Here is a 23911-nt window from a genome sequence, read left to right on the forward strand (position 1 = left end):
GCGTCCATGTCGGCATCAGAGTCGGCTGCAGTGCCGGCTTCAGAACGTGACGTGCCGGCCGCGCCGCGCGCGATGGCCGGGGTGTCGATGCGGGATCTGCTGGCGGCGTGCGCCGCGGCGGAGGCGGTGTCCAGGCCGCCCCGCGCGCCCCTGAGTGAACCGAGCGCTTCCGAGCGACCCCGCAAGGCCGCCTGACGCCGACGCGGCAGGGTGCCGCTAACCGACGACGACGACCTTCGCGCCCACCATCGCGAACGCCCACATCGCGTCGCCGTCGGCACGCGAGGCACGGATGCCGCCGAGCTTCTTCTCGGGGTCCGGGGCGTCCGTGGAGCCGTCCACCGCGGCGCTGAAGCCGATCGCGACGCCGTTGACCAGCGTGAACCGTACGACGTGCTCGATATGCGTGCCGTCGGACCCGGTGACCGCGCCGGCCCGCGTCGTGACGGCGTAGGTGCCGGCGGCCGGGTCGACGGTGCCCGGGGTGACCTTGAAGGTGCGCCGCACCTTGTTGCCCGCGCCGACCAGCCAGACGCGGTCGCCGCCGGTGGAGTACACGACCCGCACGCCGGTGCCGGAGGGGGTCGGCAGCGCGGCCGGGTCCTTCTTCTTCTGGGGTGCCTTGTGGGCGGAGGCCTTGGCCGAGACGCTCGCACTGGGTTCACCCAGGGTGTCCGGAACGTTCGCGGATGCCTGGAAGGCGAGGAAGCCGACTGCCGCGATCGCCGCCACGGTGAGCCCGGCCACGATTCCCGAGCTGCTCCTAGCCACCTTGTGTGCCCACCTCTCGACCTTCGTACGTACTTGCTGTGACGGTAGCAGCCGAGGGACGGGAGTCCCGGGCGGCCTTGCGTCAGGCTCCGGCGCCGTACGCTGTTTGCGTGCTCTTGCTCGCTCTGGATACCGCCACCCCCGCCGTGACCGTCGCCCTGCACGACGGCACGTCCGTCATCGCCTCGTCGAGCCAGGTGGACGCGCGCCGGCACGGAGAGCTGCTGCTGCCGGCCGTCGACCGGGTGCTCACCGAGGCAGGCCTCAAGCTGGACGCCGTCACCGGCATCGTCGTGGGCGTCGGCCCCGGCCCGTACACGGGGCTGCGCGTCGGCCTCATGACCGCCGACACCTTCGGACTCGCGCTCGGCGTGCCCGTGCACGGTGTGTGCACCCTCGACGGGCTCGCGTACGCGGCCGACGTGGAGGGTCCGTTCGTCGTCGCCACGGACGCCCGCCGCAAGGAGGTCTACTGGGCGCGCTACGCCGACCGCCGTACCCGGCTGTCGGAGCCCGCCGTGGACCGCCCCGCCGAGATCGACGGGACGGTCGCCGCGCTGCCCGCCGTCGGCGCGGGCGCCCTCCTGTACCCCGACACCTTCAAGGACGCCCGCGCGCCCGAGTACGTCTCGGCCGCCGCGCTCGCCGCCCTGGCCGCGGAACGGCTCGCCGCCGGCGAGGAACCGGAGCCGCCCCGGCCGCTGTATCTGCGCCGCCCGGACGCCCAGGTGCCCAAGAACTACAAGGTGGTCACCCCCAAGTGACCGTCGTGCTGCGCGAGATGCGCTGGTGGGACATCGATCCCGTACTGGAGCTGGAGAAGGAACTCTTCCCTGTGGACGCCTGGTCCCGGGGCATGTTCTGGTCCGAGCTCGCCCACTCCCGCGGGCCCCAGGCGACCCGGCGCTATCTGGTCGCCTGCGACGGCGACCGGCTCGTCGGATACGCCGGGCTCGCCGCCTCGGGAGACCTGGGCGACGTGCAGACCATCGCGGTGCGGCAGGACCAGTGGGGCACCGGCCTCGGTGGCCGGCTGCTCACCGAACTGCTGCGGGCCGCGAGCGACTTCGACTGCGCCGAGGTGATGCTCGAATGCCGCGTGGACAACGTCCGCGCGCAGAAGCTGTACGAGCGCTTCGGCTTCGAGGCCATCGGCTTCCGGCGCGGCTACTACCAGCCGGGGAACGTGGACGCCCTGGTGATGCGCCTGCACGACCCATCGACCTCCGTACAAGGAACAGAGACCCATGGCTGACGAACCTCTCGTCCTCGGCATCGAGACCTCCTGCGACGAGACCGGTGTCGGCATCGTCCGCGGTACCACCCTGCTCGCGGACGCGATCGCGTCGAGCGTCGACGAGCACGCGCGTTTCGGCGGGGTCGTGCCGGAGGTCGCGTCCAGGGCGCACCTGGAGGCGATGGTGCCGACCATCCAGCGGGCGTTGAAGGACGCCGGGGTGTCGCCCAGGGACCTGGACGGCATCGCCGTCACCGCCGGACCTGGGCTCGCCGGGGCGCTGCTCGTCGGGGTCTCGGCCGCGAAGGCGTACGCCTACGCGCTGGGCAAGCCGCTGTACGGCGTCAACCACCTCGCCTCCCACATCTGTGTGGACCAGCTGGAGCACGGCGCGCTGCCGGAGCCGACGATGGCCCTGCTGGTGTCCGGCGGCCACTCGTCGCTGCTGCTGTCCACCGACATCACCTCCGACGTACGGCCGATGGGCGCGACCATCGACGACGCGGCCGGCGAGGCCTTCGACAAGATCGCGCGTGTGCTGAACCTCGGCTTCCCGGGCGGCCCGGTCATCGACCGGTACGCGAAGGAGGGCGACCCGAAGGCGATCGCGTTCCCGCGCGGTCTGACCGGTTCGCGCGACCCGGCGTACGACTTCTCCTTCTCCGGCCTGAAGACCGCCGTGGCCCGCTGGATCGAGGCCAAGCGGGCGGCGGGAGAGGACGTGCCGGTGCGCGATGTGGCCGCGTCCTTCCAGGAGGCCGTGGTGGACGTGCTCACCCGCAAGGCCGTCCGCGCGTGCAAGGACGAGGGCGTCGACCACCTCATGATCGGCGGTGGCGTGGCCGCGAACTCGCGGCTGCGCGTGCTCGCCCAGGAGCGCTGCGAGGCGGCCGGGATCCGGCTCAGGGTGCCGCGCCCGAAGCTCTGCACGGACAACGGCGCGATGGTCGCCGCGCTGGGCGCCGAGATGGTCGCCCGGAACCGGGCCGCCTCCGACTGGGACCTGTCGGCGGACTCGTCGCTGCCGGTCACGGACCCGCATGTGCCGGGGCGCGGGCAAGCGCACACGCATGATCACGTGCACGAGGTCGCGAAGGAGAACCTCTACCCGTGACCGTCGCGCTGATGTGGGAGGCACGCGCCGTCTCCGGCCGGGGTGATGACCTGCTCGCCTGGGTGCGCGAGCAGGAGATCCCCGGGGACCCGGTGCGGCGGGAGATCCTGCGGGCACCCCAGGACCGGGTCCTCGTCATCACCTGGTGGGACGCGGCATACGACGCGGACCTGCCCGAACTGCCCGAGCCGGACGGTGAGTTGGTGACCCGGGCGGTGCACAGATGGCGCTTCGAGTCGGTCCACGCACACTGACCGCCGTCCTTCGGCCGACGGTCACCCGTGAGTCCCGCAGCCCACGCGGCTGACCACCGGTGACTCCCGCCGTCCACGCGGCTGACCACCGGTGACTCCCGCCGTCCACGCGGCTGACCACTGGTGGGTCCCGCCGCCCGGGCGCGGGCCGGACGTACGGGCTGGATCCCCCGAGGGGCCGGTCGCCGAGTCCTCACCCGGCTGCCGGCCCCCCGGAGTGCCCTCCGTCGGATCAGGACACCTGCTCGACCTCGGTCTCGCAGCGCATGCGCCGGTCCGTGCCCAGCTTGCGCACCGGACCCGTCAGGTTCAGCCCGGCCGTGTGGCGCACGTCCGCGCTGGAGGCGGCGAGCCGCAGCTCCAGGGCGCCCGGTTCGACGATCCGGGCGCCGGTGCGGTCGGTGAACGCCGAGAGGTCCGCGTGGAAGCGGAAGGTCACCCGGCGGGCCTCACCCGGTGCCAGGTCCAGGCGCCGGTAGCCGATCAGCCGCACGTCCGGGCGGGTCACCGAGGCCACCGGGTCGTGCAGGTAGAGCTGGACGACCTCGGCGCCCGCGTGCTCACCGGTGTTGCGGACGGTCACCGACACGTCGTACGAGCCGTCGGTGCCGATCTCGGTCTCGGGAACCTCGGCCGGCTCCCAGTCGAACGACGTGTACGAGCGGCCGTGGCCGAACGGGTACAGCGGCGTCGGGTCCAGGTTGCTGACCTCGCCCTTCAGGCCCAGCGGCGGCTGGAGATAGGTCCACGGCTGACCGCCCGGGTCGCGCGGCACGCTCACCGGCAGCCTGCCCGACGGGCCGACCCGTCCGGACAGCACGCCCGCCACCGCGGGGCCGCCCTCCTCGCCGGGGAAGAACGCCTGGACGACGCCGCCGAGACGGTCCTGCCAGCGGCCCAGCGCGTAGGGGCGGCCGGTGAGCAGCACCAGGACGACCGGGACCCCCGTGGCGACCAGGGCGTCCAGCAACTCGCCCTGCACGCCCGGCAGGCCGAGGTCGGCCACGTCGCAGCCCTCGCCCGAGGTGCCCCGGCCGAACAGTCCGGCACGGTCGCCGAGCACCGCCACGCACACGTCGGCCTCGGCGGCCCGCGCCACCGCCTCTTCGAAACCGGACCGGTCCGGCTCCGAGACCTCGCAGCCCTGCGCGAACGTCACCTTGGCGTCCGGCAGTTCGGCGCGCAGCGAGTCGAGCACGGTCGGGATGTCCACGCCGATCGGCACCTCGGGGTGGTGCATGAGCACGTGCGAGGGGAACGAGTAGCAGCCGAGCATCGCCAGGGGGTCGTCCGCGCGCGGGCCGACCACCGCGATCCGGGTGTCCGGGGCCAGCGGCAGCACGCCGTCCGCGTTGTCCAGGAGGACCACCGATTCCTCGGCGAGCTTGCGGGCGAGCGCCCGGTTGCCCGCGGAGTCCAGGTCGACGGGGCGGCCGGTCTCCGGCTGCCAGTCCTCGTCCAGCAGGCCGAGCTCGCACTTCTGGAGCAGCACCCGGCGGGCCGCCCGGTCGATCAGCGTCTCGGGGACGGTGCCCGCGCGGACGGCGGCCACCAGCGGCTCGCCGTAGCACTTCAGCGTGGGCAGCTCGACATCGATGCCGGCCTCCAGCGCCTTGTGCGCCGCCTCGGCCTCGGTGCCGGCCACCCGGTGCAGCGTCTGGAGGAAGCCGACGCCGAAGTAGTCCGAGACCACCGTGCCGGTGAAGCCCCACTCGTCGCGCAGCAGCTCGGTCAGCAGCTGCGGGTCGGCCGACGCCGGGACGCCGTCCGTGTCGTTGTAGGCGGCCATCACCGAACGGGCGCCGCCCTCGCGCAGTGCCATCTCGAACGGCGGCAGCGTGATGTCGGCGAGCTCGCGTACACCCGCTCGCACCGGCCCCAGGTTCCGGGCACCCGCCGAGGCCGCGTATCCGGCGAAGTGCTTGAGCGTGGCCACGATCCCGGCCGACTCCAGGCCCCGCACATAGGCGGTGGCGACGGTGCCGACCAGGTACGGGTCCTCGCCGATCGTCTCCTCCACCCGGCCCCAGCGCAGGTCGCGGACCACGTCCAGGACCGGGGCGAGGCCCTGGTGGACGCCGACCGAGCGCAGGTCCTCGCCGATGCGCAGGCCCAGCTCCTCCACCAGCTCCGGGTCGAAGGTGGCGCCCCAGGACAGCGGGACCGGATACGCCGTCGCCTGCCATGCCGTGAAGCCCGCCAGGCACTCCTCATGGGCGACCGCGGGTATGCCGAAGCGGCTCGCTTCGGTGATCCGGCGCTGGGCGCGGGCAAGGGCCTGCGCGCCCAGCGCCGGGTCCACGGGGGCGGTGCCGAACGAGCGGGTGAGCTGGCCGAGACCGAGGGTGATCAGCTCGTCCCAGTCGTAGTCGGAGGACATCTCGCTCTGGAGCGGGGCGACTCCGCCACCGTCCGTGGCGGCACCGACCCACACGCCGTAGAGCTGGGCGGTCTTCTCCTCCAGGGTCATCCGGGAGAGCAGGTCGTCGACGCGGGTCGCGGCGGGCAGGGCGGGGTCGCGCCAGGGAGCGGTGGTCATGGAACTCCTGTCGGGGAAAGGGGGGTTCGAGCGCCCCTGGTCGTACACGTTCACTTGCCGCCCACACCCATGAGGCCGCCGACCAGCGCGCGGCGGGCCACCAGGTACACGATGAAGATCGGGACACCGGAGAGGACGACCGAGGCGAGGATCGCGGGAATGTTCACGCCGAACTCGCTCACGTAGTCGAACAGGCCGAGGGTCAGCACCCGTGGCCCTTCGGACTGGGTGAAGATCAGCGGGAAGAGGAAGCCGTTCCAGGCCTGGAGCGCCGCGTAGATGACGACGGTGCTGATGCCGCCCTTGGACATCGGGATGACGAGCTGGAACAGCATCCGGGTGGTGGAGGCGCCGTCCAGCGCCATCGCCTCGTACATCTCCTCCGAGATGTCCCGCAGCGTGCCGGTGAGGATCAGCACCGACACCGGCATGGCGAACGCGGCCGTCGGCAGCACGATCGCGAGCAGGCTGTCGTAGAGGTTCAGCTTGGCGATCATCAGGTAGAGGGGCACCACGACGGCCTGCGCCGGGATCGCCACGCCCAGCAGGAACAGCCGGAACGCGGCCCCCGACCACACGCTGCGGGTCCGCACGGCCACGTAGGACAGCGGGACGCACAGCACCAGGACGATCAGGACGACGCCGGCCGCCGCCAGCACCGTGTTCCACAGCAGGTGGCCGAAGCCGTTGTGCAGGACGGTGTTGTAGTTGTCCAGGGTCGGATGGGACGGCGGCTTCAGGGCGTTGTGGCCCAGCGCCTCGTCCTGGTGGGTGAGCGAGGCCGAGAACATCGCGTAGATCGGGATGATCACGACGGCCAGCCAGATCAGCGTTCCGGCGCCGGCGAGCGGGTTGGCGCGCCTGGCCCAGTGCCTGCGGCGGCGCGCGGGCCGCTCGGCGGCCGGGGTGGAGTCCGTCTTCACGGGACGGGACAATGTGTCGTGTGACATGCCGTCACATTCCTTCCCGGGTACTGCGCATCGCGCCGAAGCCGGACAGCTTCACCATCAGCAGGGACAGCGCGGTCGCCGCGAGCACCAGGAACGAGGCGACGGCGCTCGCGTAGCCGAAGTCGTAGCTCTTGAAGCCCGCCTCGTACATCAGGTACGGCAGGATCGCCGTGTCGGTGCCCGGACCGCCCTGGGTGAGGATCAGGACCGTCTCGAAGTACGTCAGCGAACCGACGACCATCAGCACACCGGACGTCGTCGCCGTGTTGCGGAGCTGCGGCAGCGTGATCGAGAAGAACTGCCGCAGACGTCCGGCCCCGTCGATCGCCGCCGCCTGGTAGAGCACCTCGGGGATCTGCCGTGCTCCGCCCTGGTAGATCAGGGTGTGGAAGGGGATGAACTGCCAGCCGCCGACGAACACGATCGCGAGGAACGCGCCGCTGGTCGTCCCCAGGGTGTCCTTGTGGATGATGCCGAAGTTCGGGTCCAGCAGTGCGTAGAACAGCAGGGAGATCGCCGTCGACGACAGCAGGAACGGCACGAAGAAGATTGCCGAGAGAACAGCGCGATTGCGCTGCCTGCCCGCCGCCCAGACGCCCAGCAGCAGGGAGATCACCGTCTGGAACGCCCAGCTCACCACGGTCAGCGCGACGGTGACCGTCAGCGACTGGGTCAGCCGGTCGTCGCTCAGCAGCTTGCGCCAGTTGGCCAGACCGGCCGGCTGCGGGTCGCCCAGGCCGTTCCACTTGGTGAACGACAGGTAGAAGGCCAGGACCATCGGGGCGAGGGCGAAGAACGCGAAGAACAGGACGCCGGGAAGGGCCAGCGCCGCGCTCGGGCGTCCGGCCCTGTTGCGTCGGTTGGAGCGGGGGCGGCCCGCGTCGTTCCGCGGGCCGCCCTTGACCTGCGTCACGCTCACTTCAGCTCCTTGAGCGCCGACACGAACTGCGTCGGCGAGGACTTGCCCACGAACAGCTTGTTGACCTCGGTGAGCATCGGGGTCGACACGTCCGGGTCGACCGCCTGGTCCCAGCTCAGCGTGAACGCGGGGGCCTTCTGCACCATCTGGTACTGGAACTTGGCGAACTCCGGGTTCGGCGAGGCGTCCAGGAGGGTCGCCGCGTTCGAGGTGGCCGGGACGTCACCGTTGGCTATGAGTTCCTTCGTGTACGCGAGGGAGGCGGAGTCCCGCAGGAAGGCGATCGCCGCGTCCTTGTTGGAGGTACGGGCATTCACCGACCAGTAGTTGGTCGGGTTGCCGACCACGTTACGGATGTCGCCGGCGCCGCCCTCGATCTGCGGGAAGGCGCACCAGCCCAGGTTCTTCTTGGCGAAGTCGGGGAACTTGCCGAGCTGCGTGGAGTACTCCCACGAACCCATCAGATGCATCGCGGCCTTGCCCTTGGCGAAGACCGCGGGAGCGCCGCCGTTGCCGTAACCCACCGAGCTGTAGCCCTTGCCGAAGGCGCCGTCGTCGATCAGTTGCTTGACCGTCTGGGCGGCCTTGAGGACGGCAGGGTCGCCCCAGGCGGTGGCGTCACCGTTCTTGATCTTTTCGAAGACCTGGGGGCCGCCGATCCGGTCGACCAGGTACTCCAGCCACATCAGCTCGGGCCAGATGTCCGCTCCGCCCAGGGCGAACGGCGTGATGCCCGCCTTCTTCAGCTTGGTGTTGATGTCCAGCAACTGGTCCCAGGTGGTGGGCGGCTGGAGCTTGTGCTCCTCGAAGACGGTCTTGTTGTAGAAGAGGATCACGGGCTGCATGCCACGCATCGGCACGCCGTAGTTCTTGCCGTCCAGTCCGCCCGACGCCAGCACCGACGGCAGGAAACCGCTCTTGAGCACGGAGTCGGACGCGATGACATCGGTCAGGTCGACGAGCTGGCCGGCCTCCCGGTAGGCCTTGATGGAGCCGCCGCCCCAGTTGAAGAACACGTCGGGGGCGTTGGGCGAGCCCATGGCCGTGCGCAGCTTGGCCGGGTAGTCGGTGGCGGGCACCTTCTGGAGCTTGATCGTGCCCTTGGCCTTCTTCGCGGCGGCCGACGCGTTGAACCGGTTCACGGACTTGACCTGGATCTTCGCCGCGTCGTCACCGTATACGAACGCGGTGAGCGTCCCGTCGGCGCTCGAGCCGCTGCCGGAGCCGCAGGCGGTGAGCCCGCCGACAGAGGCCAGCGCGGCCGTGCCCGCGCCGAGGAACCAACGTCTGCTGTGGGACTCCATAGGACGGCACCTTTCGGTAGGCGCGAAGGATCGGCGATGATCCATCGCGAATGTTTCGAGTTATTTTTCGAATGTTCCGGGAAGGTAAGACGATCCGATGGGCCCGTCAAGGGGTCGCGCAGATATACGATCGCCGCCATGAAGCCTGGGAAGTCCGCAGAACCACAGACGGCGACGCTGGCCGAGATCGCCCGGGAGGCCGGCGTTTCGGCTCCGACTGTTTCGAAAGTCCTCAACGGTCGCGCCGACGTCGCCCCCGCGACCCGCTCCCGCGTCGAGGAGCTGCTGCACGCCTACGGCTACCGTCGCCGCCGGGCCGAGGCCTCCCGCTCGCCGCTGATCGACCTGGTCTTCCACGAACTGGAGAGCGCCTGGGCGATGGAGGTCATCCGGGGTGTGGAGAACGTCGCCAGGGAGGCCGGCCTCAGCGTGGTGCTCTCCGAGTCCGCCGGGCGGCTCACCCCCGGCCGGACCTGGGCCGACCAGGTCGCCGCCCGCCGACCGCACGGCGTGGTGCTCGTCCTCTCGGGCCTCGACGACTCCCAGCGTGCCCTGCTGAACAGCAGGTCCATCCCGTTCGTGGTGATGGATCCCGCGGGCGACCCCGGAGTCGACGTGCCCTCCATCGGCGCCACCAACTGGCAGGGCGGCCTCGCCGCCACCCGCCACCTCGTCGAACTCGGCCACACCCGGATCGGCGCCATCAGCGGGCCGTCACGGATGATGTGCAGCCGGGCGCGGGTCGACGGCTACCGTGCGGCGCTGGAGACGGCCGGGCTGCCGGTCGACCCCTCGCTGATCGTCGCCGGAGACTTCCACCACGAGGCCGGCCGCCGGATCGGCCTCGACCTGCTGCGCCGTCCCGACCGGCCCACGGCCGTCTTCGCCGGCAACGATCTCCAGGCGCTCGGCCTCTACGAGGCGGCCCGCGAGCTGGGGCTGCGCATTCCCGAGGACCTGAGCGTCGTCGGCTTCGACGATCTGCCGGTGGCGCGCTGGGTGGGGCCGCCGCTGACGACCGTACGGCAGCCGCTGACGGAGATGGCCGAGGCGGCGGCGAAGCTGGTGCTCGACCTGAGCCGCCAGGAAAGGCCGTCGGCCGGGACAAGGATGGAACTGGCGACGAGCCTGGTCGTGCGCAGCAGCACGGGGGCGCCTCCGGCGTGAGGGGTGCGCCGCCGGCGGGCGGGTCGCGGGGTGGGGTGTCCGTCCGTGGCCCGGGTTGTTCGCGTGGCCTGTGTGTCCGTGCGGTGCCGGGTGCGGCTTGGGGCCGAGGTGGCCGGATCGGCTCGAAGTCGGCCGGGGGGCCGTATTGACGGGTGGGGCATCCCCCTCCACACTCCTGCGAAGTCAATCGGTTATACGACCGAAACTTTCGGAGGCACCCGCCATGAGAACCTCCAGAACCCGCCCCTTACGCCGCAGCGTCGCCGCCCTGTTCGCAGGACTCGTGACCGTGGGCGCCCTGCTCGCGGCCGGTACGACGGCGCACGCCGCCGACGCCCCGCTGCGCGACCTCGCCGCCGCCAAGGGCAAGGTCATCGGCACCGCGGTCACCGGCTCCAAGCTGACGGGGACATACGGCGACATCGCCGGGGCCCAGTTCAACTCGCTGACGCCGGGCAACGCCATGAAATGGGGCACTGTCGAGCCCACCCGGGGCAGCTTCAACTGGTCCGAGGCCGACCAGATCGTCGCGTTCGCGCAGGCCCACAACCAGCAGGTGCGCGGTCACACCCTGGTCTGGCACAGCCAGAACCCGAGCTGGCTGACGAACGGTACCTGGACGACCGCCGAGCTGAGCGGCCTGCTCCAGGACCACATCACCACCGAAGTCACCCGCTACAAGGGGAAACTGGCCGCCTGGGACGTCGTCAACGAGCCCTTCAACGAGGACGGCACCTACCGCTCGACCCTCTGGTACAACGGCCTCGGCGCCGACTACATCGCGCAGGCGCTGACCTGGGCGCACGCCGCCGACCCGAGCGCCAAGCTCTACATCAACGACTACAACGTCGAGGGCGTCAACGCGAAGAGCACCGCCCTCTACAACCTGGTCAAGTCCCTCAAGGCGCGCGGCGTCCCGATCGACGGCGTCGGCCTCCAGGCCCACCTCATCCTCGGCCAGGTTCCCGGCACCCTCCAGCAGAACATCCAGCGCTTCGCCGACCTCGGTGTCGACGTCGCGATCACGGAGCTGGACATCCGGATGCAACTTCCCTCCGACAGCACCAAGTTGACTCAGCAGGCCGCCGACTACAAGGCCGTGTTCGACGCCTGTGTCGCGGTGACCCGCTGCTACGGCGTGACCGTCTGGGGCTTCACCGACTCCGACTCCTGGATCCCGGACGTCTTCTCGGGCTACGGCGCGGCGACACCGTACGACGAGAACTACGCGCCCAAACCGGCGTACAACGCCATCGCCACCTCGCTCGGCGGCGGAACCTCGACACCGCCGCCCACGGGCGCGTGCACGGCGACGTACAGCGTCCAGAGCCAGTGGAACACCGGGTTCACGGGGCAGGTGCGCATCGCGTGCTCCGGGGCCGCGCTGGCGTCGTGGAAGGTGAACTGGACGTACGGCGCGGGCCAGCGGATCACCCAGGCCTGGAACGCGACCTGCACCCAGACCGGCACGGCGGTGAGTTGTGCCAACGCCTCCTACAACGGGTCCGTCCCGGACGGCGGTTCGGTGACGTTCGGGTTCAACGCCTCCTGGAGCGGCAGCAATCTGGTACCGACAGTGACGCTGGGCTGAGGTTGCACTGAGGCCGGTGTGAGGTCGTTCTGAGAAGCGTGAGAGTTTTCGAAGAAACGTCACATCGAACCTCCGCTCGTAATATTTCGGACTTACGTTCCTCCTCGTGACGGGACACAAAGAGGGCGGGGGCGGGGTCGGGCCGGTGGGCCGGCGGTCGCGGATACTGAAGGCCGTCGGCTTCACCCTGGCAGGAGTGCTGGTGCTGGGCGTCGGCACGGCGGGCTGGGCCTACTGGCATCTGAACCAGAACATCAAGAGCGTCGACATCAACAGCGCGCTCGGCGACGACCGTCCGGCGAAGGCCGTGTCGACGCCCTCGTCCCAGGCGTCCGCGTCGGCCTCCCCGCTGCCCAGCGGCGCCCTCAACATCCTGGTCCTCGGCTCCGACTCGCGCAGCGGCAAGGCGAACGCGAAGCTCGGCGGCGGCGACAGCTCCGGCGCCCGTTCCGACACGGCGATGGTCGTGCACATAGACGCGGGACGCACCCGGGCGACCGTGGTGAGCATCCCCCGGGACACCCTGGTGACCCGGCCGGCCTGCCCCACCTCCTCCGGGGGGACGACGGCGGTGGCGTACAACGCGATGTTCAACAGCGCCTATTCGATCGGCGGCCCGGTCTGCGCGGTGAAGACGGTCGAGTCCCTGACCGATGTCCGCATGGACCACTACATCGAGATCGACTTCTCCGGCTTCGCGGCCCTCGTGGACGCGCTCGGCGGTGTCACGGTCACCACGGACGAGAACATCGACGACGACAAGAGCCATCTGCACCTCGCCGCCGGCGAACACCACCTCGACGGCACGCAGGCGCTGGCGCTCGCCCGTACCCGGCACGGTATAGGCGACGGCAGCGACCTGGGCCGCATAGGGCTCCAACAGAAGCTTGTGAAAGCTCTGTTGGCGCAGATCTCGTCGGCCGGCCTGCTCACCGACCCGGCCAAGCTCTACAACGTGGCGAACGCGGTCACCGGCAGCCTCACGACGGACACCGGGCTGGACTCGCTCGGCGAGTTGACGAAACTCGGCCAGAGCCTGAAGTCCCTCTCCTCCGACGCGGTCACGACGGTGATGATGCCGGTGGTGGCGGCCCCCTCGGACCACAACCGAGTGGTCGCGAACGAGCCGGAGGCGAGCGATCTGTGGGCCTCGATCAAGTGACGCCACGACTCAGGTGACACCCGGGGAGAAGATCCGCGGCACTTGAGCTTCGGGGGTCGGGATTCGAGCCTCTTCTGTATGGAATGGGCGGGAGGTCCAACCCACCCTCCCTCCCTTGCCGACGGCCGAAGTGCCGTCCGGGCCAGGGGATATGACTTTTCGTGATCGGGTCGCGGCGGAGCGTGGCAGACGTGTAGCGTGCGCCGGGAAAACTTCGACCCCCGTGGGTGTTGGCGCACCGCGCGGGGGTCTGACCACGTTGATCGAAAGCGAGTCGATCCATGGCTGTCACCCAGCCTAGTGCTGCCCCGCGCCCGTCCGCCCATCCCCTGGCCAACCCGGGCTATGGAAAAAGGTCGGCGCCCGACCAAACCCCACGTACGGGTCGGGAGTTCGTACATCTGCCCACTCGCGAGGCGTCGATCGCGACGTACATCGACCGGCTCGCCGACGAGTCCGACCTCTCGATCAAGACCCTCGCCAAGCACCTCCCGTACGGCCAGTGCGCCCTCTCCACCGCCCTCAACAACCTCTCCGCGGCAGGCCATTTGCGCAGGGTGCGCCGCCCCGTCACCGTCGACGGCTGCCCCCGCTGGGTCTGGCACACCTTCTTCTCGCGCACCGCTCACGACGACGCCTGGTGGAATTCCTTCCTCGCTGGGGAGACGCCCGTGACCGAGCGGCCCCCGGCGCAGGCGGCGCGCTCGACGGCGTACAGCGTGCTGGCGCGGCTCGGCCGGATCGACGCCCGCTTGACGCTGTCGGCGGGGGAGTGCGCGGCACTGGAGGAGGAGGCCGCCGAGTGGTTCGCGCGGGGCGCGGGTGAGCCACAGCTCGTCCAGGCGCTGACGGCGGGGCTCCCGGAGCGGGTGGCCCACGCGTACGCCTTCGTACGCGCCCGGCTTCTCGCCAAGCTGCCCCCGCGGCCCGAGCCGCAGCCACCGGCGCCCCGCTACGAGGTGGTCTGCACTGCGTGCGGGGAGCCGGGCGGGGACGGTGTCGAGCTGCGGGGCGGGTTGTGCGGGGCGTGCTGGGGCGGGCGGCCCGTGCTCGCGGCGCATGAGGTGCGCGCCCATGCCGGACGGCTGCGCGCCGCTCTGCGTACCGGGACCCGCACGGAGAAAACCGGGAAAGGAGCAGGCGCATGACGACCTTGCAGCACGGTCCGCCCGTGGCCGGGGCAGGATGGACGGGAGGAGGTGACGCAATGACCCCCAGCACGTCCGACCGGCCCCAGATGCTCGTCGAGGAGTTCGAGGAGCTCGCCCGCAACGCGCCCGAACTTGTGCGGCTGGAGTTCATCAACGGAAAGGTCGTGGTCAAGCCCATGCCGGACGGCAATCACGGCGAGATCGTCGCCTGGCTCCTCAAGCGGTGCATGCAGCACCGGCCTGACCTGTTCCTCTATCTGGAGCAAGGGTTGAAGGTCGAGGCATACCGCAAGGGGCGGGCCAAGCCGGACGGGGTCCTGGCGCCCGAGGAGTACTTCGCCGGAAAGGGCGAGTGGTCCGAGCCCGCGGGTGTCCTGATGGTCGTCGAGGTCACCTCGCACGACCGGGACGCCGACCGGCGCGACCGGATCGAGAAGCCCGACGGATATGCGGCCGCCGGCATCCCCGTCTACCTCCTCGTCGACCGGGACACGGACAGTGTGACCGTGCACTGCGACCCCGAGGGGGGCGTCTACCGCTCTCTCACCACCCGGGCGTTCGGAGCGGCGATCGAGCTGCCGGATCCGGTCGGGTTCACGCTGGACACACAGAAGCTCAAGGACTTCGCCGACTGACCCGATGCCTCGATTGACCCGTCCGACCCCGCGCGGAGAAAGAAATCAAAGAAATCCGGGGACGGTGTCGAAACAGGTGTCTCCTGTTCGACGCACGGGTGAGAGGCAGGGAGAAGCCCCGCCTCCGAGGCACCACAGACACGAGGAGTCACCATGCCCCGCTATCTTTCGCTGGTCCAGATCGACGAGAGCACCGCGCCCGCCGAGGGTCCAAGCCCCGAACTGATGCAGCGGATGGGCGAGCTCATCGAGGAGATCACCAAGGCGGGCGTCATGCTCGAGACCGATGGCCTCACGCCCACCGCGCAGGGCAAGCGCGTCCACTGGTCGGGCGGGCAGCTGTCCGTCACCGACGGTCCCTTCACCGAGTCCAAGGAGGTCGTCGGCGGCTACGCGATCATGCAGTGCAAGGACATGGACGAGGCCGTGGAGTGGACCAAGCGGTTCCTGAAGACGCACGAGGAGTTCTGGACGGTCACCTGCGAGGTGCGGGAGATCGCCGGGGGCTGAGTGCTCTCCTCGGCCTGAGCGGTCCCTGCGGCCTGAGCGGTCCACACGGTCTGAATGGGCCCCTCGGTGCGAGCGGTCCCCACGGCCCGAGTGGTCTCCTTGGCCTGACGCCGCCGCGGGTGTCTGATGGTGAACTGTGGAACAGCAGCCCACCCGAGCACCCGCAGACGGTGTCGACACGGCCGTCGAGACCATCTTCCGTATCGAGTCCCCGCGCATCATCGCGGGCGTCGCCCGGATCGTCCGTGACGTCGGCATCGCCGAGGAACTCGCCCAGGACGCCCTGGTCGCGGCGCTGGAGCAGTGGCCGCGGGACGGCGTGCCGGACAATCCCGGCGCCTGGCTGACGGCCACGGCCAAGCACCGGGCGATCGACCTCGTACGCCGCCGGGAGCGCTACGCGCACAAGCTGGCGGAGGTCGGGCGGGACCTCTCGCTGTCCGCGCCGCACCACATCGACGAACCCGCCGACCCGGACGACATCGACGACGACCTGCTCCGCCTCGTCTTCACCGCCTGCCATCCCGTCCTGTCCGCCGAGGCCCGCATCGCGCTGACGCTGCGGCTCCTCGGCGGCCTGACGACGTCCGAGATCGCCCGCGCCTTCCTCGTCCCGGAGGCGACGATCGCCCAGCGCATCGTGCGGGCCAAGCGGACGCTGGCGACGAAGGGGGTCGCCTTCGAGGTGCCGTACGGCCCCGACCGCGAAGCCCGGCTCGGGTCCGTACTGGAGGTCATCTATCTCGTCTTCAACGAGGGGTACGCGGCCACGGCCGGCGACGACCTGCTCCGTCCGGCGCTCTGCGAGGACGCGCTCCGGTTGGCCCGGGTGCTCGCCGAGCTGATGCCCAAGGAGCCCGAGGTGCACGGTCTCGCCGCCCTGCTGGAACTCCAGGAGTCCCGGGCGGCCGCCCGCACCGGGCCCGACGGCGAACCCGTCCTCCTCAGGGACCAGCAACGTCGCCGCTGGAACCGCATGCTGATCCGCCGCGGCTTCACCGCGCTGGGCCGCGCCAACGCAGTCGCCACCGGCAGCCCGGGGCCGTATGTCCTCCAAGCCACCATCGCCGCCTGCCACGCGCAGGCCTACGCCTACGAGGACACGGACTGGCGGCGGATCGCCACCCTGTACGGCCTGCTGGCGGCCCGCACGCCCTCTCCGGTCGTCGAGCTGAACCGTGCCGTGGCCGTCTCCATGGCTGATGGACCCGGCCAAGCCCTGGAGATCGTGGACGCCCTCGCCGAGGAACCCGCCCTGCGCGACTACCACTTGCTGCCGAGCGTGCGCGGTGACCTGCTCGCGCGGCTGGGACGTACGGCGCAGGCGCGGGCGGAGTTCGAGCGGGCGGCGGCGCTGGCGCGCAACGAGCGGGAGCGGGAACTGCTGACGGCACGGGCCCGTGAGCTGCGGAGTTCGTGAAGTTCCGTTCGGTATCCCCGTTCCCAACGCGATCAGCATGGGGCCCAGGAACGCCGTCGCCGGGTCTGGGGCGCCGACGTCCACGGCAGCAACATCGCCGCGTCCCGCTGGACCGGGAACACGCGGGTGCGGCGGTCAGCGCGAGCAGCAGCCAGTGGACGTACGCGCCGTACTACAACGGTGTGGCGCCGATGGCGAGTTCGTACTCCTCGGCCGGATCGGCCGCGGGTGCTCCGGCGGTGCGGACCGGTTCGGCGCCGCGGCCCGTCGCCGAGCCGGACCTCGGTGCGCTCAGTACCCGCCACCAGCAGTAGGCGGCTGTGCGGGTGCCCCCACCAGCATGGTCGGGGCGCCCGCCACCCGGGTCAGGAACACCGTCGCGGACCGGGGGCCCCGCGGCTTCACCTTCCGCCGCAGCTCCTCCGGCTCGACGGCCGACCCGCGCTTCTTCACGGTCAGGACGCCGACCTCCCGCTCCCGGAGCAGGGCCTTCAACTTCTTCATATTGAAGTGGAGTTGATCGGTGATCTCGTAGGCGGAGGCGTACGGTGTCGGGCGCAGTTCGTCCGCGGTGATGTAGGCGATCGTCTCGTCGACCAGCCCGCCGTCCAGGTCCTCGGCCACCTCGGCGACGAGGTGTGCGCGGATGACGGCGCCGTCCGGCTCGTACAGATAGCGTCCGACCGCTCGCACAGCCGGATCCGGCAGCGCGCGTCCGCGCAGTTCGCGTGGTCCGGGCAGCAGGGTGGCGCGTACCAGGCCCGGCTCCGTGCCGAACCACAGCACCGCCTCCTTCACGTCCCCGCCGTCCGAGATCCATTCGGCCTCCGCCTCCGCGGGGATCGCCTCGTGCGGGATGCCGGGGGCGATCTTCAGGGCGGCGATCGGAGCCCGCAGGGCAGCCCCGACCGCCCAGGACAGCGGCGGCGAGTACCCCTCCGGGTCGAAGATCCGGCCTCGGCCGCCCCGGCGCGCCGGGTCCACGAAGACGGCGTCGTACGACGAGGTGTCCACCTGCGTCACATCCGTCTCGCGCACCTCGATCAGGTCCGCGAGCCCCAGCGCGTCGGCGTTCGCCCGGGCGGCGCTGGCCGTCAGCGGATCGTGGTCGACGGCGAGGACGCGGATTCCGGCGCGGGCCAGCGCGATGGCGTCGCCGCCGATGCCGCAGCAGAGGTCGGCGACGGAGCGGACCCCCAGCGCGCGCAGCCGCTCGGCGCGGTGTGCCGCCACGGTCGTCCGGGTGGACTGCTCGACCCCGTTCGGGGTGAAGAACATCCGTCCGGCGTCCTCTGCCCCGAACTTCGCCGCCGCCCGCTGCCGCAGCCGTGCCTGTCCGAGGGCCGCCGAGACCAGTTCGGCGGGGTGCTCGCGGCGCAGCCGGGTGGCGACGGCCAGTTCCTGTGCCGGTTCGGTGGCGCGGACCTCGTCGAGCAGGGCGCGGCCCTCGTCGGTGAGGAGGGGGGCGAAGGAGACGTCGTTCACCTGGCCATTGTGGGCCAGTCGGTGGACGGTGTGCTTCCGGCGGCGGTGTCGGGGCCTTCGCGGGGGCGGTGACCTGGGAGGATCCGGCTCCATGCGACCCGTACGACAAAATGATAAAAACGGCGCAAACGGGGCCGGTGCGTGCTGGGGAGTCGGCGTGCTCGCCCTCGCCCTCCTCGTCTCCGGCTGTGCCGAGACCGGTTCCGGAGCAGGCGCCGACGGAGCCAAGCCGGCCCACGGCCCTCTGGTCGGGCTCCAGGCGCCCCCCGCCCGCGCCCTCGCCGGGTACGCCTCCCGGCTCCGCGTGGCGCAGGTCCGGCGCGCCGCCGTCGCCAGGCGCTGGGGGCTGGCCGAGGTGCCGCTGACACCCCCGGCGCCGCCCGCCAGGAAGCCGGTCATCGGGCCCCGCAAGGGGTTCGAGGTGGACGACCAGGAGGAGCTGAGACTGCCGCCGGTCTTCACGACCGTCCCCACCAAGGACAAGGTCGTCTTCCTCACCGTCGACGACGGGGATGAGAAGGACCCCGCGTTCCTGCGGATGATGAGCGACCTGAAGATCCCGTACACCGCCTTCCTCAGCGACTACCTCGTCAGGGACGACTACGGGTACTTCCGGAAGATGCGCGACCGCGGCATCACCCTCAACAACCACACGCTGCACCACCTCTATCTGCCCGCCCTGTCGTACGAGCGGCAGAAGCACGAGATCTGCGGCATGCAGGGCGTGATGGAGAAGGAGTTCGGCAGGCGCCCGACCGTCTTCCGCCCGCCGTACGGCAACTACGACCAGGACACCCTGCGCGCCGCCAAGTCCTGCGGCATCAAGTACGCGCCCATCTGGGACGAGGAAGTGTTCGTCGACCACTGGGAGTACCGCGAGGAGGACCGGGACCTGCATCCCGGCGACATCGTCCTCACCCACTTCCGGGGGCGCGAGGACTGGAAGGGCACCATGCCCGACATGGTCCGCCGCTTCCTGAGGACGGTCACGGCCAAGGGGTACGCGGTCGCGCGCCTGGAGGACTACCTGTGAGGGTGCGGGTGCCGGCCGCCGGGCTGCTCGTGGCGGTGCTGCTCAGCGGCTGCGCGCAGTCCGTCGACCCCATCGAGCGGCTCGGCAAGAAGGCGGCCCAGCGGGTGCGTCCGCAGGAGTCGGCGTACCGCCGCTGGGGTCTGGCCAGCCCGCTCGCCCCGGCGCCGAAAGTGCCCGCCCGGACCGCCGCGCGCACCGCGGGTCGGGGACTTCCGCCCGTCGTGGACCATGTGCGCACCCGCGACAAGGTGGTCTTCCTGACGTACGACGACGGGGCTGAGCGCGATCCGCGGTTCGTCGACATGGTCCGCGAACTGCGGCTGCCGGTCAGCGTGTTCCTCACGGACAGTGTCGTCGGGCCGGGGTACGGGCACTTCGCCCGGCTGCGGGCGGTCGGCGCGAGCGTCCAGAACCACACCCTCGACCACGCCTCCCTGCGCGGTCTGCCGTACGCCGGCCAGCGCGCCGAGATCTGCGGGCAACAGGACAAGCTCAGACGGCGCTTCGGCATCCGGCCCCGGCTGCTGCGGCCCCCCTACGGCCGGTACGACGAGACCACCCTGCGGGCCGCCGCCGACTGCGGGGTCGCCGCCGTCGTCCTCGGCCGGGCGGCCGACGCGCACCGGCTCCGGCCGGGCGACATCCTCGCCGACTTCGGCGAACCCAATCTCACGGACGCCACGCTCCGGCTGCTCCGCCGGATCCAGCGGGAGGGCTTCACTCCGGCGCGACTGGAGAACTACCTCTGAGGGGCCGCCGTTCGGTGCGGCTGGAGAACGGCCTCCAGGGGGCCGCCGTTCGGCGGGGTCCGACGCCGTTGGGGTCACGCCACGCCGACGCCTTTGGCACTCCGCTTGACCGAGTGCTAATCGCAGTCATAGTCTCAGGTCTGGCACTCCCCCATGGAGAGTGCCAATAGCGACAGGCAGATCCGGCACCCGCGACGACGGATCCACCTGGTCGCCACCTCAGACAGTTAACCCCGTGAGATCTCCGAAGGGGGAGGTCGGATCGTGACGACCACCAGCTCCAAGGTTGCCATCAAGCCGCTCGAGGACCGCATTGTGGTCCAGCCGCTCGACGCCGAGCAGACCACGGCCTCTGGCCTGGTCATCCCGGACACCGCCAAGGAGAAGCCCCAGGAGGGCGTCGTCCTTGCCGTGGGTCCGGGTCGCTTCGAGGACGGTAACCGTCTTCCGCTCGACGTCACCGTCGGCGACGTCGTGCTCTACAGCAAGTACGGCGGCACCGAGGTGAAGTACAACGGCGAGGAGTACCTCGTCCTCTCGGCTCGCGACGTGCTCGCGATCATCGAGAAGTAATTCACCCGGTAAGGGCGTTCGGGGTCATTCCCCGGACAACCCCGCACCAAGCATTGCAGTGAACTGCGCCCCTGGCCCCCGCTACCTTTGATGAACCGGGCGCTGGGGGCGCCGTTCGTTTCTCCCAAGTTTTCCGAGAGGGCTGAACCGCTCCCATGGCGAAGATCCTGAAGTTCGACGAGGACGCCCGTCGCGCCCTTGAGCGCGGCGTCAACAAGCTTGCCGACACGGTGAAGGTGACGATCGGCCCCAAGGGCCGCAACGTCGTCATCGACAAGAAGTTCGGCGCCCCCACCATCACCAACGACGGCGTGACCATCGCCCGCGAGGTCGAGCTCGACGACCCGTTCGAGAACCTCGGCGCGCAGCTGGTGAAGGAGGTGGCGACCAAGACCAACGACATCGCGGGTGACGGTACGACCACCGCCACCGTGCTCGCCCAGGCGCTCGTCCGCGAGGGCCTGCGCAACGTCGCCGCCGGCGCGTCGCCCGCCCTCCTGAAGAAGGGCATCGACGCCGCGGTCAAGGCCGTCTCCGAGGAGCTCCTCGCGACGGCCCGCCCGATCGACGACAAGTCCGACATCGCCGCCGTGGCCGGGCTCTCCGCCCAGGACAGCCAGGTCGGCGAGCTCATCGCCGAGGCGATGGACAAGGTCGGCAAGGACGGTGTCATCACCGTCGAGGAGTCCAACACCTTCGGTCTGGAGCTGGACTTCACCGAGGGCATGGCCTTCGACAAGGGCTACCTGTCCCCGTACATGGTGTCCGACCAGGAGCGTATGGAGGCCGTCCTCGACGACCCGTACATCCTCATCCACCAGGGCAAGATCAGCTCCATCCAGGACCTGCTGCCGCTGCTGGAGAAGGTCATCCAGTCGAACGCCTCCAAGCCGCTGCTGATCATCGCCGAGGACGTCGAGGGCGAGGCCCTGTCGACCCTGGTCGTGAACAAGATCCGCGGCACGTTCAACGCCGTCGCCGTGAAGGCCCCCGGCTTCGGTGACCGCCGCAAGGCCATGCTCGGCGACATCGCCACCCTCACCGGTGGTCAGGTCATCGCCGAGGAGGTCGGCCTCAAGCTCGACCAGGTCGGCCTGGACGTGCTGGGCAGCGCCCGCCGCGTGACCGTCACCAAGGACGACACCACCATCGTCGACGGTGGCGGCAGCTCCGACGAGGTCCTCGGCCGCGTCAACCAGATCAAGGCCGAGATCGAGAACACCGACTCCGACTGGGACCGCGAGAAGCTCCAGGAGCGCCTCGCGAAGCTGGCCGGCGGCGTGTGCGTGATCAAGGTCGGCGCCGCCACCGAGGTGGAGCTCAAGGAGAAGAAGCACCGTCTGGAGGACGCCATCTCCGCGACCCGCGCCGCGGTCGAGGAGGGCATCGTCTCCGGTGGTGGCTCCGCGCTCGTCCACGCCGTGAAGATCCTCGAGGGCAACCTCGGCAAGACCGGCGACGAGGCCACGGGTGTCGCGGTCGTCCGCAAGGCCGCCGTCGAGCCGCTGCGCTGGATCGCCGAGAACTCCGGCCTGGAGGGTTACGTCATCACCGCCAAGGTCGCCGAGCTCGACAAGGGCCAGGGCTTCAACGCCGCGACCGGCGAGTACGGCGACCTGGTCAAGGCCGGCGTCATCGACCCGGTCAAGGTCACCCGCTCCGCCCTGGAGAACGCCGCCTCCATCGCCTCCCTGCTCCTCACGACCGAGACCCTGGTCGTCGAGAAGCCGGCCGAGGACGAGGGCGACGCCGGGCACGGCGGCCACGGGCACTCCCACTGACGTTTGACGTCATGAGTGCGGACACGCCCACCGAGGCGTGACGACGTGAAGAGGTCCCCGTTCCGGCAGGAACGGGGACCTCCCGCGTTCTACGGGGCTGTTCCGCGACCGTTCCGCAGGTCTCTTCCGCGGAGCCGGCGGACCTGCTTCTCCGAGGCTGTTCCACCGAGTCGGCGGACCCGCTTCTCCGGGGCTGTTCCGCGGAGCCGGCCGATCTCCTTCTCCGAGGTATGCCGACATCCGCTCTTCACCTGGAGATGCGGACGCTCGCCCTCAGAGCTTGTCGTCGCGCACCACGTCCAGGTCCGTGAACGTCGGCATCCCGTCGCAGAGCGCCACCATCTCCTGGAAGATCTGCTCGGTCTCCGGCATCTTCGAGTTCTTCATCGCTTCCTCGTACGACGGGAACTCCACGATCTCCACGAAGTGGTTCGCGTCGGAGCGGTCCTTGCCGATGACGCTGTGCGTCGCGGTCCGTCTCCCGTTGGTCTTCTCGACCCATGTGTCCATCAGCTGGTTCAACTCGTCGAACCGACTGGTTTTGCAGTCAATCAGCTGTACGAAGGTCATGGCGCCGCCTCCGGCTCCCCTGGTCCGGTTGAATCGGTCGAATCACCACCAATCCTCCCACCGGAGGGGCGACACCACCCACCGCACGATCAACGCGAGCGTCCGCCCCGTGATCCGCGGCGCGCCTCACGTGATCGCCCTTGCCGGGGGCCGTACTTCACTGGGGGTCCGTACTTCACTGGGGTCCGTACTTCCGCCCGGTCTTCGACGTGATCCCGCCGAGCAGCGCCCGCGGGGTCACCTTCACCACGCCCATCAGCACCTTGTAGCGCGGATCCGGGACGGACAGGGTTCTTCCGCGCGCCAGATCGGCGAGCGCGGCCGCGACCAGCTTGTCGGCGTCGAGCCACATCCAGTTCGGAATGTTGTCCGTGCCCATACCGGCCCGCTCGTGGAACTCGGTGCGCACGAAACCGGGAGCGAGCGCCATCAGCCGCACGCCGCTGCCCGCGAGATCCTTCGCCGCGCCCTGCGTGAACTGCACGACCCACGCCTTCGACGCCCCGTACGTACCCCGCGGCACGAACGCGGCCACCGACGCGACGTTGACGACGCCGCCCCGGCCGCGCTCCCGCATGGCCTCGGTCGCCGCCGACGTCAACCGGAGCACCGCCTCGCAGTGCACCTTGAGCATCATCAGCTCGTCCGCCATCGATACGTCCAGATAGCGGCCCTTGTTGCCGAAGCCGGCGTTGTTGACCAGCAGGTCGACCGGGTTCTTGCGGTCGGAGAGACGGGCGGCCACCGCGTCGATGCCCTCGTCCGTCGACAGGTCCGCCGTGAGCACCTCCGCCTCGATGCCGTGCCGGTCGTGCAGCTCGGTCGCCTGCTCCCGCAGCCGCTTCGTGTCCCGCGCCACCAGCACGAGGTTGTGCCCGTCCGCCGCCAGCCGCCGCGCGAAGGCGGCACCGATTCCCGCGGTCGATCCCGTAATCAGAGCCGTTGTCATGGCGCAAGGTTAGTGACCGGCCGGGGCCCCCGCCGCCCGGTGCCGCC

The 23911-nt window shown here is 70.4% G+C and carries 22 protein-coding genes and 1 pseudogene; 15 read left to right on the forward strand and 8 right to left on the reverse strand.

Annotation, left to right across the window (positions count from 1 at the left end; translation table 11 throughout):
- Window positions 1-216: 216 nt before the first annotated feature.
- Entirely contained in the window at window positions 217-771 is a 555-nt protein-coding gene (locus ACZ4N5_RS31600) for a hypothetical protein (protein ID WP_467760454.1), read from the reverse strand.
- 110 nt (window positions 772-881) lie between these two features.
- On the opposite strand from ACZ4N5_RS31600, the gene tsaB reads away from it, so the two are divergent.
- The 4 genes from tsaB to ACZ4N5_RS31620 are packed head-to-tail and all read left to right on the forward strand — an operon-like array spanning window position 882 to window position 3376.
- A complete protein-coding gene (gene tsaB / locus ACZ4N5_RS31605) occupies window positions 882-1535 on the forward strand; it encodes a tRNA (adenosine(37)-N6)-threonylcarbamoyltransferase complex dimerization subunit type 1 TsaB (protein WP_467760455.1) in 654 nt (217 codons plus the stop codon).
- A 17-nt stretch (window positions 1536-1552) separates the two neighbouring features.
- Window positions 1553-2026: a ribosomal protein S18-alanine N-acetyltransferase gene (gene rimI / locus ACZ4N5_RS31610; RefSeq protein WP_467760565.1), complete on the forward strand. Its 474-nt coding sequence runs from the start codon at window positions 1553-1555 to the stop codon at window positions 2024-2026.
- Window positions 2019-3122 (forward strand): tRNA (adenosine(37)-N6)-threonylcarbamoyltransferase complex transferase subunit TsaD, encoded by a 1104-nt coding sequence (tsaD, locus tag ACZ4N5_RS31615; RefSeq protein WP_467760456.1) that lies wholly within the window; start codon window positions 2019-2021, stop codon window positions 3120-3122. Before rimI ends, tsaD begins: the two co-directional genes overlap by 8 nt.
- A complete protein-coding gene (locus ACZ4N5_RS31620; protein WP_467760457.1) occupies window positions 3119-3376 on the forward strand; it encodes a hypothetical protein in 258 nt (85 codons plus the stop codon). Before tsaD ends, ACZ4N5_RS31620 begins: the two co-directional genes overlap by 4 nt.
- Before the next feature lie 232 nt (window positions 3377-3608).
- On the opposite strand, the gene ACZ4N5_RS31625 is transcribed toward ACZ4N5_RS31620, so the two are convergent.
- Genes ACZ4N5_RS31625 through ACZ4N5_RS31640 form a run of 4 tightly spaced genes read right to left on the reverse strand, consistent with a single transcriptional unit; the run spans window position 3609 to window position 9088 of the window.
- The gene (locus tag ACZ4N5_RS31625; protein WP_467760458.1) at window positions 3609-5915 is read right to left on the reverse strand and encodes a beta-xylosidase/alpha-l-arabinosidase; all 2307 of its coding nucleotides are present in this window, start codon (window positions 5913-5915) and stop codon (window positions 3609-3611) included.
- 50 nt (window positions 5916-5965) lie between these two features.
- Complete coding sequence (locus tag ACZ4N5_RS31630) at window positions 5966-6865, reverse strand: carbohydrate ABC transporter permease (RefSeq protein ID WP_467760459.1); 900 nt, start codon at window positions 6863-6865, stop codon at window positions 5966-5968.
- A 4-nt stretch (window positions 6866-6869) separates the two neighbouring features.
- Complete coding sequence (locus ACZ4N5_RS31635; protein WP_467760566.1) at window positions 6870-7778, reverse strand: carbohydrate ABC transporter permease; 909 nt, start codon at window positions 7776-7778, stop codon at window positions 6870-6872.
- 2 nt (window positions 7779-7780) lie between these two features.
- Window positions 7781-9088, reverse strand: a complete 1308-nt coding sequence (locus ACZ4N5_RS31640; protein WP_467760460.1) for an ABC transporter substrate-binding protein — start codon at window positions 9086-9088, stop codon at window positions 7781-7783.
- Between the two features lie 138 nt (window positions 9089-9226).
- Here ACZ4N5_RS31640 and ACZ4N5_RS31645 point away from each other — a divergent pair, with 138 nt between their 5' ends.
- From ACZ4N5_RS31645 to ACZ4N5_RS31675, 7 genes are all read left to right on the forward strand, one after another.
- A complete protein-coding gene (locus ACZ4N5_RS31645; RefSeq protein WP_467760461.1) occupies window positions 9227-10255 on the forward strand; it encodes a LacI family DNA-binding transcriptional regulator in 1029 nt (342 codons plus the stop codon).
- 223 nt (window positions 10256-10478) lie between these two features.
- Window positions 10479-11846 (forward strand): endo-1,4-beta-xylanase, encoded by a 1368-nt coding sequence (locus ACZ4N5_RS31650; protein WP_467760462.1) that lies wholly within the window; start codon window positions 10479-10481, stop codon window positions 11844-11846.
- A 106-nt stretch (window positions 11847-11952) separates the two neighbouring features.
- Window positions 11953-13008 carry an LCP family protein gene (locus ACZ4N5_RS31655; RefSeq protein WP_467760463.1) on the forward strand — a complete coding sequence of 352 codons (1056 nt, stop codon included), beginning with the start codon at window positions 11953-11955 and terminating at the stop codon, window positions 13006-13008.
- Between the two features lie 281 nt (window positions 13009-13289).
- A complete protein-coding gene (locus ACZ4N5_RS31660; protein ID WP_467760464.1) occupies window positions 13290-14156 on the forward strand; it encodes a hypothetical protein in 867 nt (288 codons plus the stop codon).
- A gap of 59 nt (window positions 14157-14215) precedes the next feature.
- Window positions 14216-14794: a Uma2 family endonuclease gene (locus ACZ4N5_RS31665; protein ID WP_467760465.1), complete on the forward strand. Its 579-nt coding sequence runs from the start codon at window positions 14216-14218 to the stop codon at window positions 14792-14794.
- A gap of 153 nt (window positions 14795-14947) precedes the next feature.
- Window positions 14948-15304, forward strand: a complete 357-nt coding sequence (locus ACZ4N5_RS31670; protein WP_467760466.1) for a YciI family protein — start codon at window positions 14948-14950, stop codon at window positions 15302-15304.
- A 136-nt stretch (window positions 15305-15440) separates the two neighbouring features.
- Window positions 15441-16724 carry an RNA polymerase sigma factor gene (locus ACZ4N5_RS31675; RefSeq protein WP_467760467.1) on the forward strand — a complete coding sequence of 428 codons (1284 nt, stop codon included), beginning with the start codon at window positions 15441-15443 and terminating at the stop codon, window positions 16722-16724.
- 291 nt (window positions 16725-17015) lie between these two features.
- Here the strand turns inward: ACZ4N5_RS31675 and ACZ4N5_RS31680 are convergent, their stop codons facing one another.
- A complete protein-coding gene (locus ACZ4N5_RS31680; RefSeq protein ID WP_467760468.1) occupies window positions 17016-18209 on the reverse strand; it encodes a THUMP-like domain-containing protein in 1194 nt (397 codons plus the stop codon).
- A gap of 91 nt (window positions 18210-18300) precedes the next feature.
- On the opposite strand from ACZ4N5_RS31680, the gene ACZ4N5_RS31685 reads away from it, so the two are divergent.
- The 4 genes from ACZ4N5_RS31685 (at window position 18301) to groL (ending at window position 22345) form a co-directional block, all read left to right on the forward strand.
- The gene (locus ACZ4N5_RS31685; RefSeq protein ID WP_467760469.1) at window positions 18301-19242 is read left to right on the forward strand and encodes a polysaccharide deacetylase family protein; all 942 of its coding nucleotides are present in this window, start codon (window positions 18301-18303) and stop codon (window positions 19240-19242) included.
- Entirely contained in the window at window positions 19239-19991 is a 753-nt protein-coding gene (locus ACZ4N5_RS31690) for a polysaccharide deacetylase family protein (RefSeq protein WP_467760470.1), read from the forward strand. Before ACZ4N5_RS31685 ends, ACZ4N5_RS31690 begins: the two co-directional genes overlap by 4 nt.
- A 264-nt stretch (window positions 19992-20255) precedes the next feature.
- Window positions 20256-20564, forward strand: a complete 309-nt coding sequence (groES, locus tag ACZ4N5_RS31695) for a co-chaperone GroES (RefSeq protein WP_261705370.1) — start codon at window positions 20256-20258, stop codon at window positions 20562-20564.
- A 155-nt stretch (window positions 20565-20719) separates the two neighbouring features.
- Window positions 20720-22345 carry a chaperonin GroEL gene (groL, locus tag ACZ4N5_RS31700; RefSeq protein WP_355844042.1) on the forward strand — a complete coding sequence of 542 codons (1626 nt, stop codon included), beginning with the start codon at window positions 20720-20722 and terminating at the stop codon, window positions 22343-22345.
- Between the two features lie 276 nt (window positions 22346-22621).
- On the opposite strand, the pseudogene ACZ4N5_RS31705 reads toward groL, so the two are convergent.
- Together ACZ4N5_RS31705 and ACZ4N5_RS31710 are read right to left on the reverse strand one after the other, a co-directional pair.
- A pseudogene (locus tag ACZ4N5_RS31705) lies at window positions 22622-22915 on the reverse strand (ester cyclase); the annotation flags it as partial.
- Between the two features lie 175 nt (window positions 22916-23090).
- A complete protein-coding gene (locus ACZ4N5_RS31710; RefSeq protein WP_467760471.1) occupies window positions 23091-23864 on the reverse strand; it encodes an SDR family NAD(P)-dependent oxidoreductase in 774 nt (257 codons plus the stop codon).
- Window positions 23865-23911 lie beyond the last annotated feature (47 nt).

It is taken from the genome of Streptomyces sp. NPDC026500, assembly GCF_055567635.1.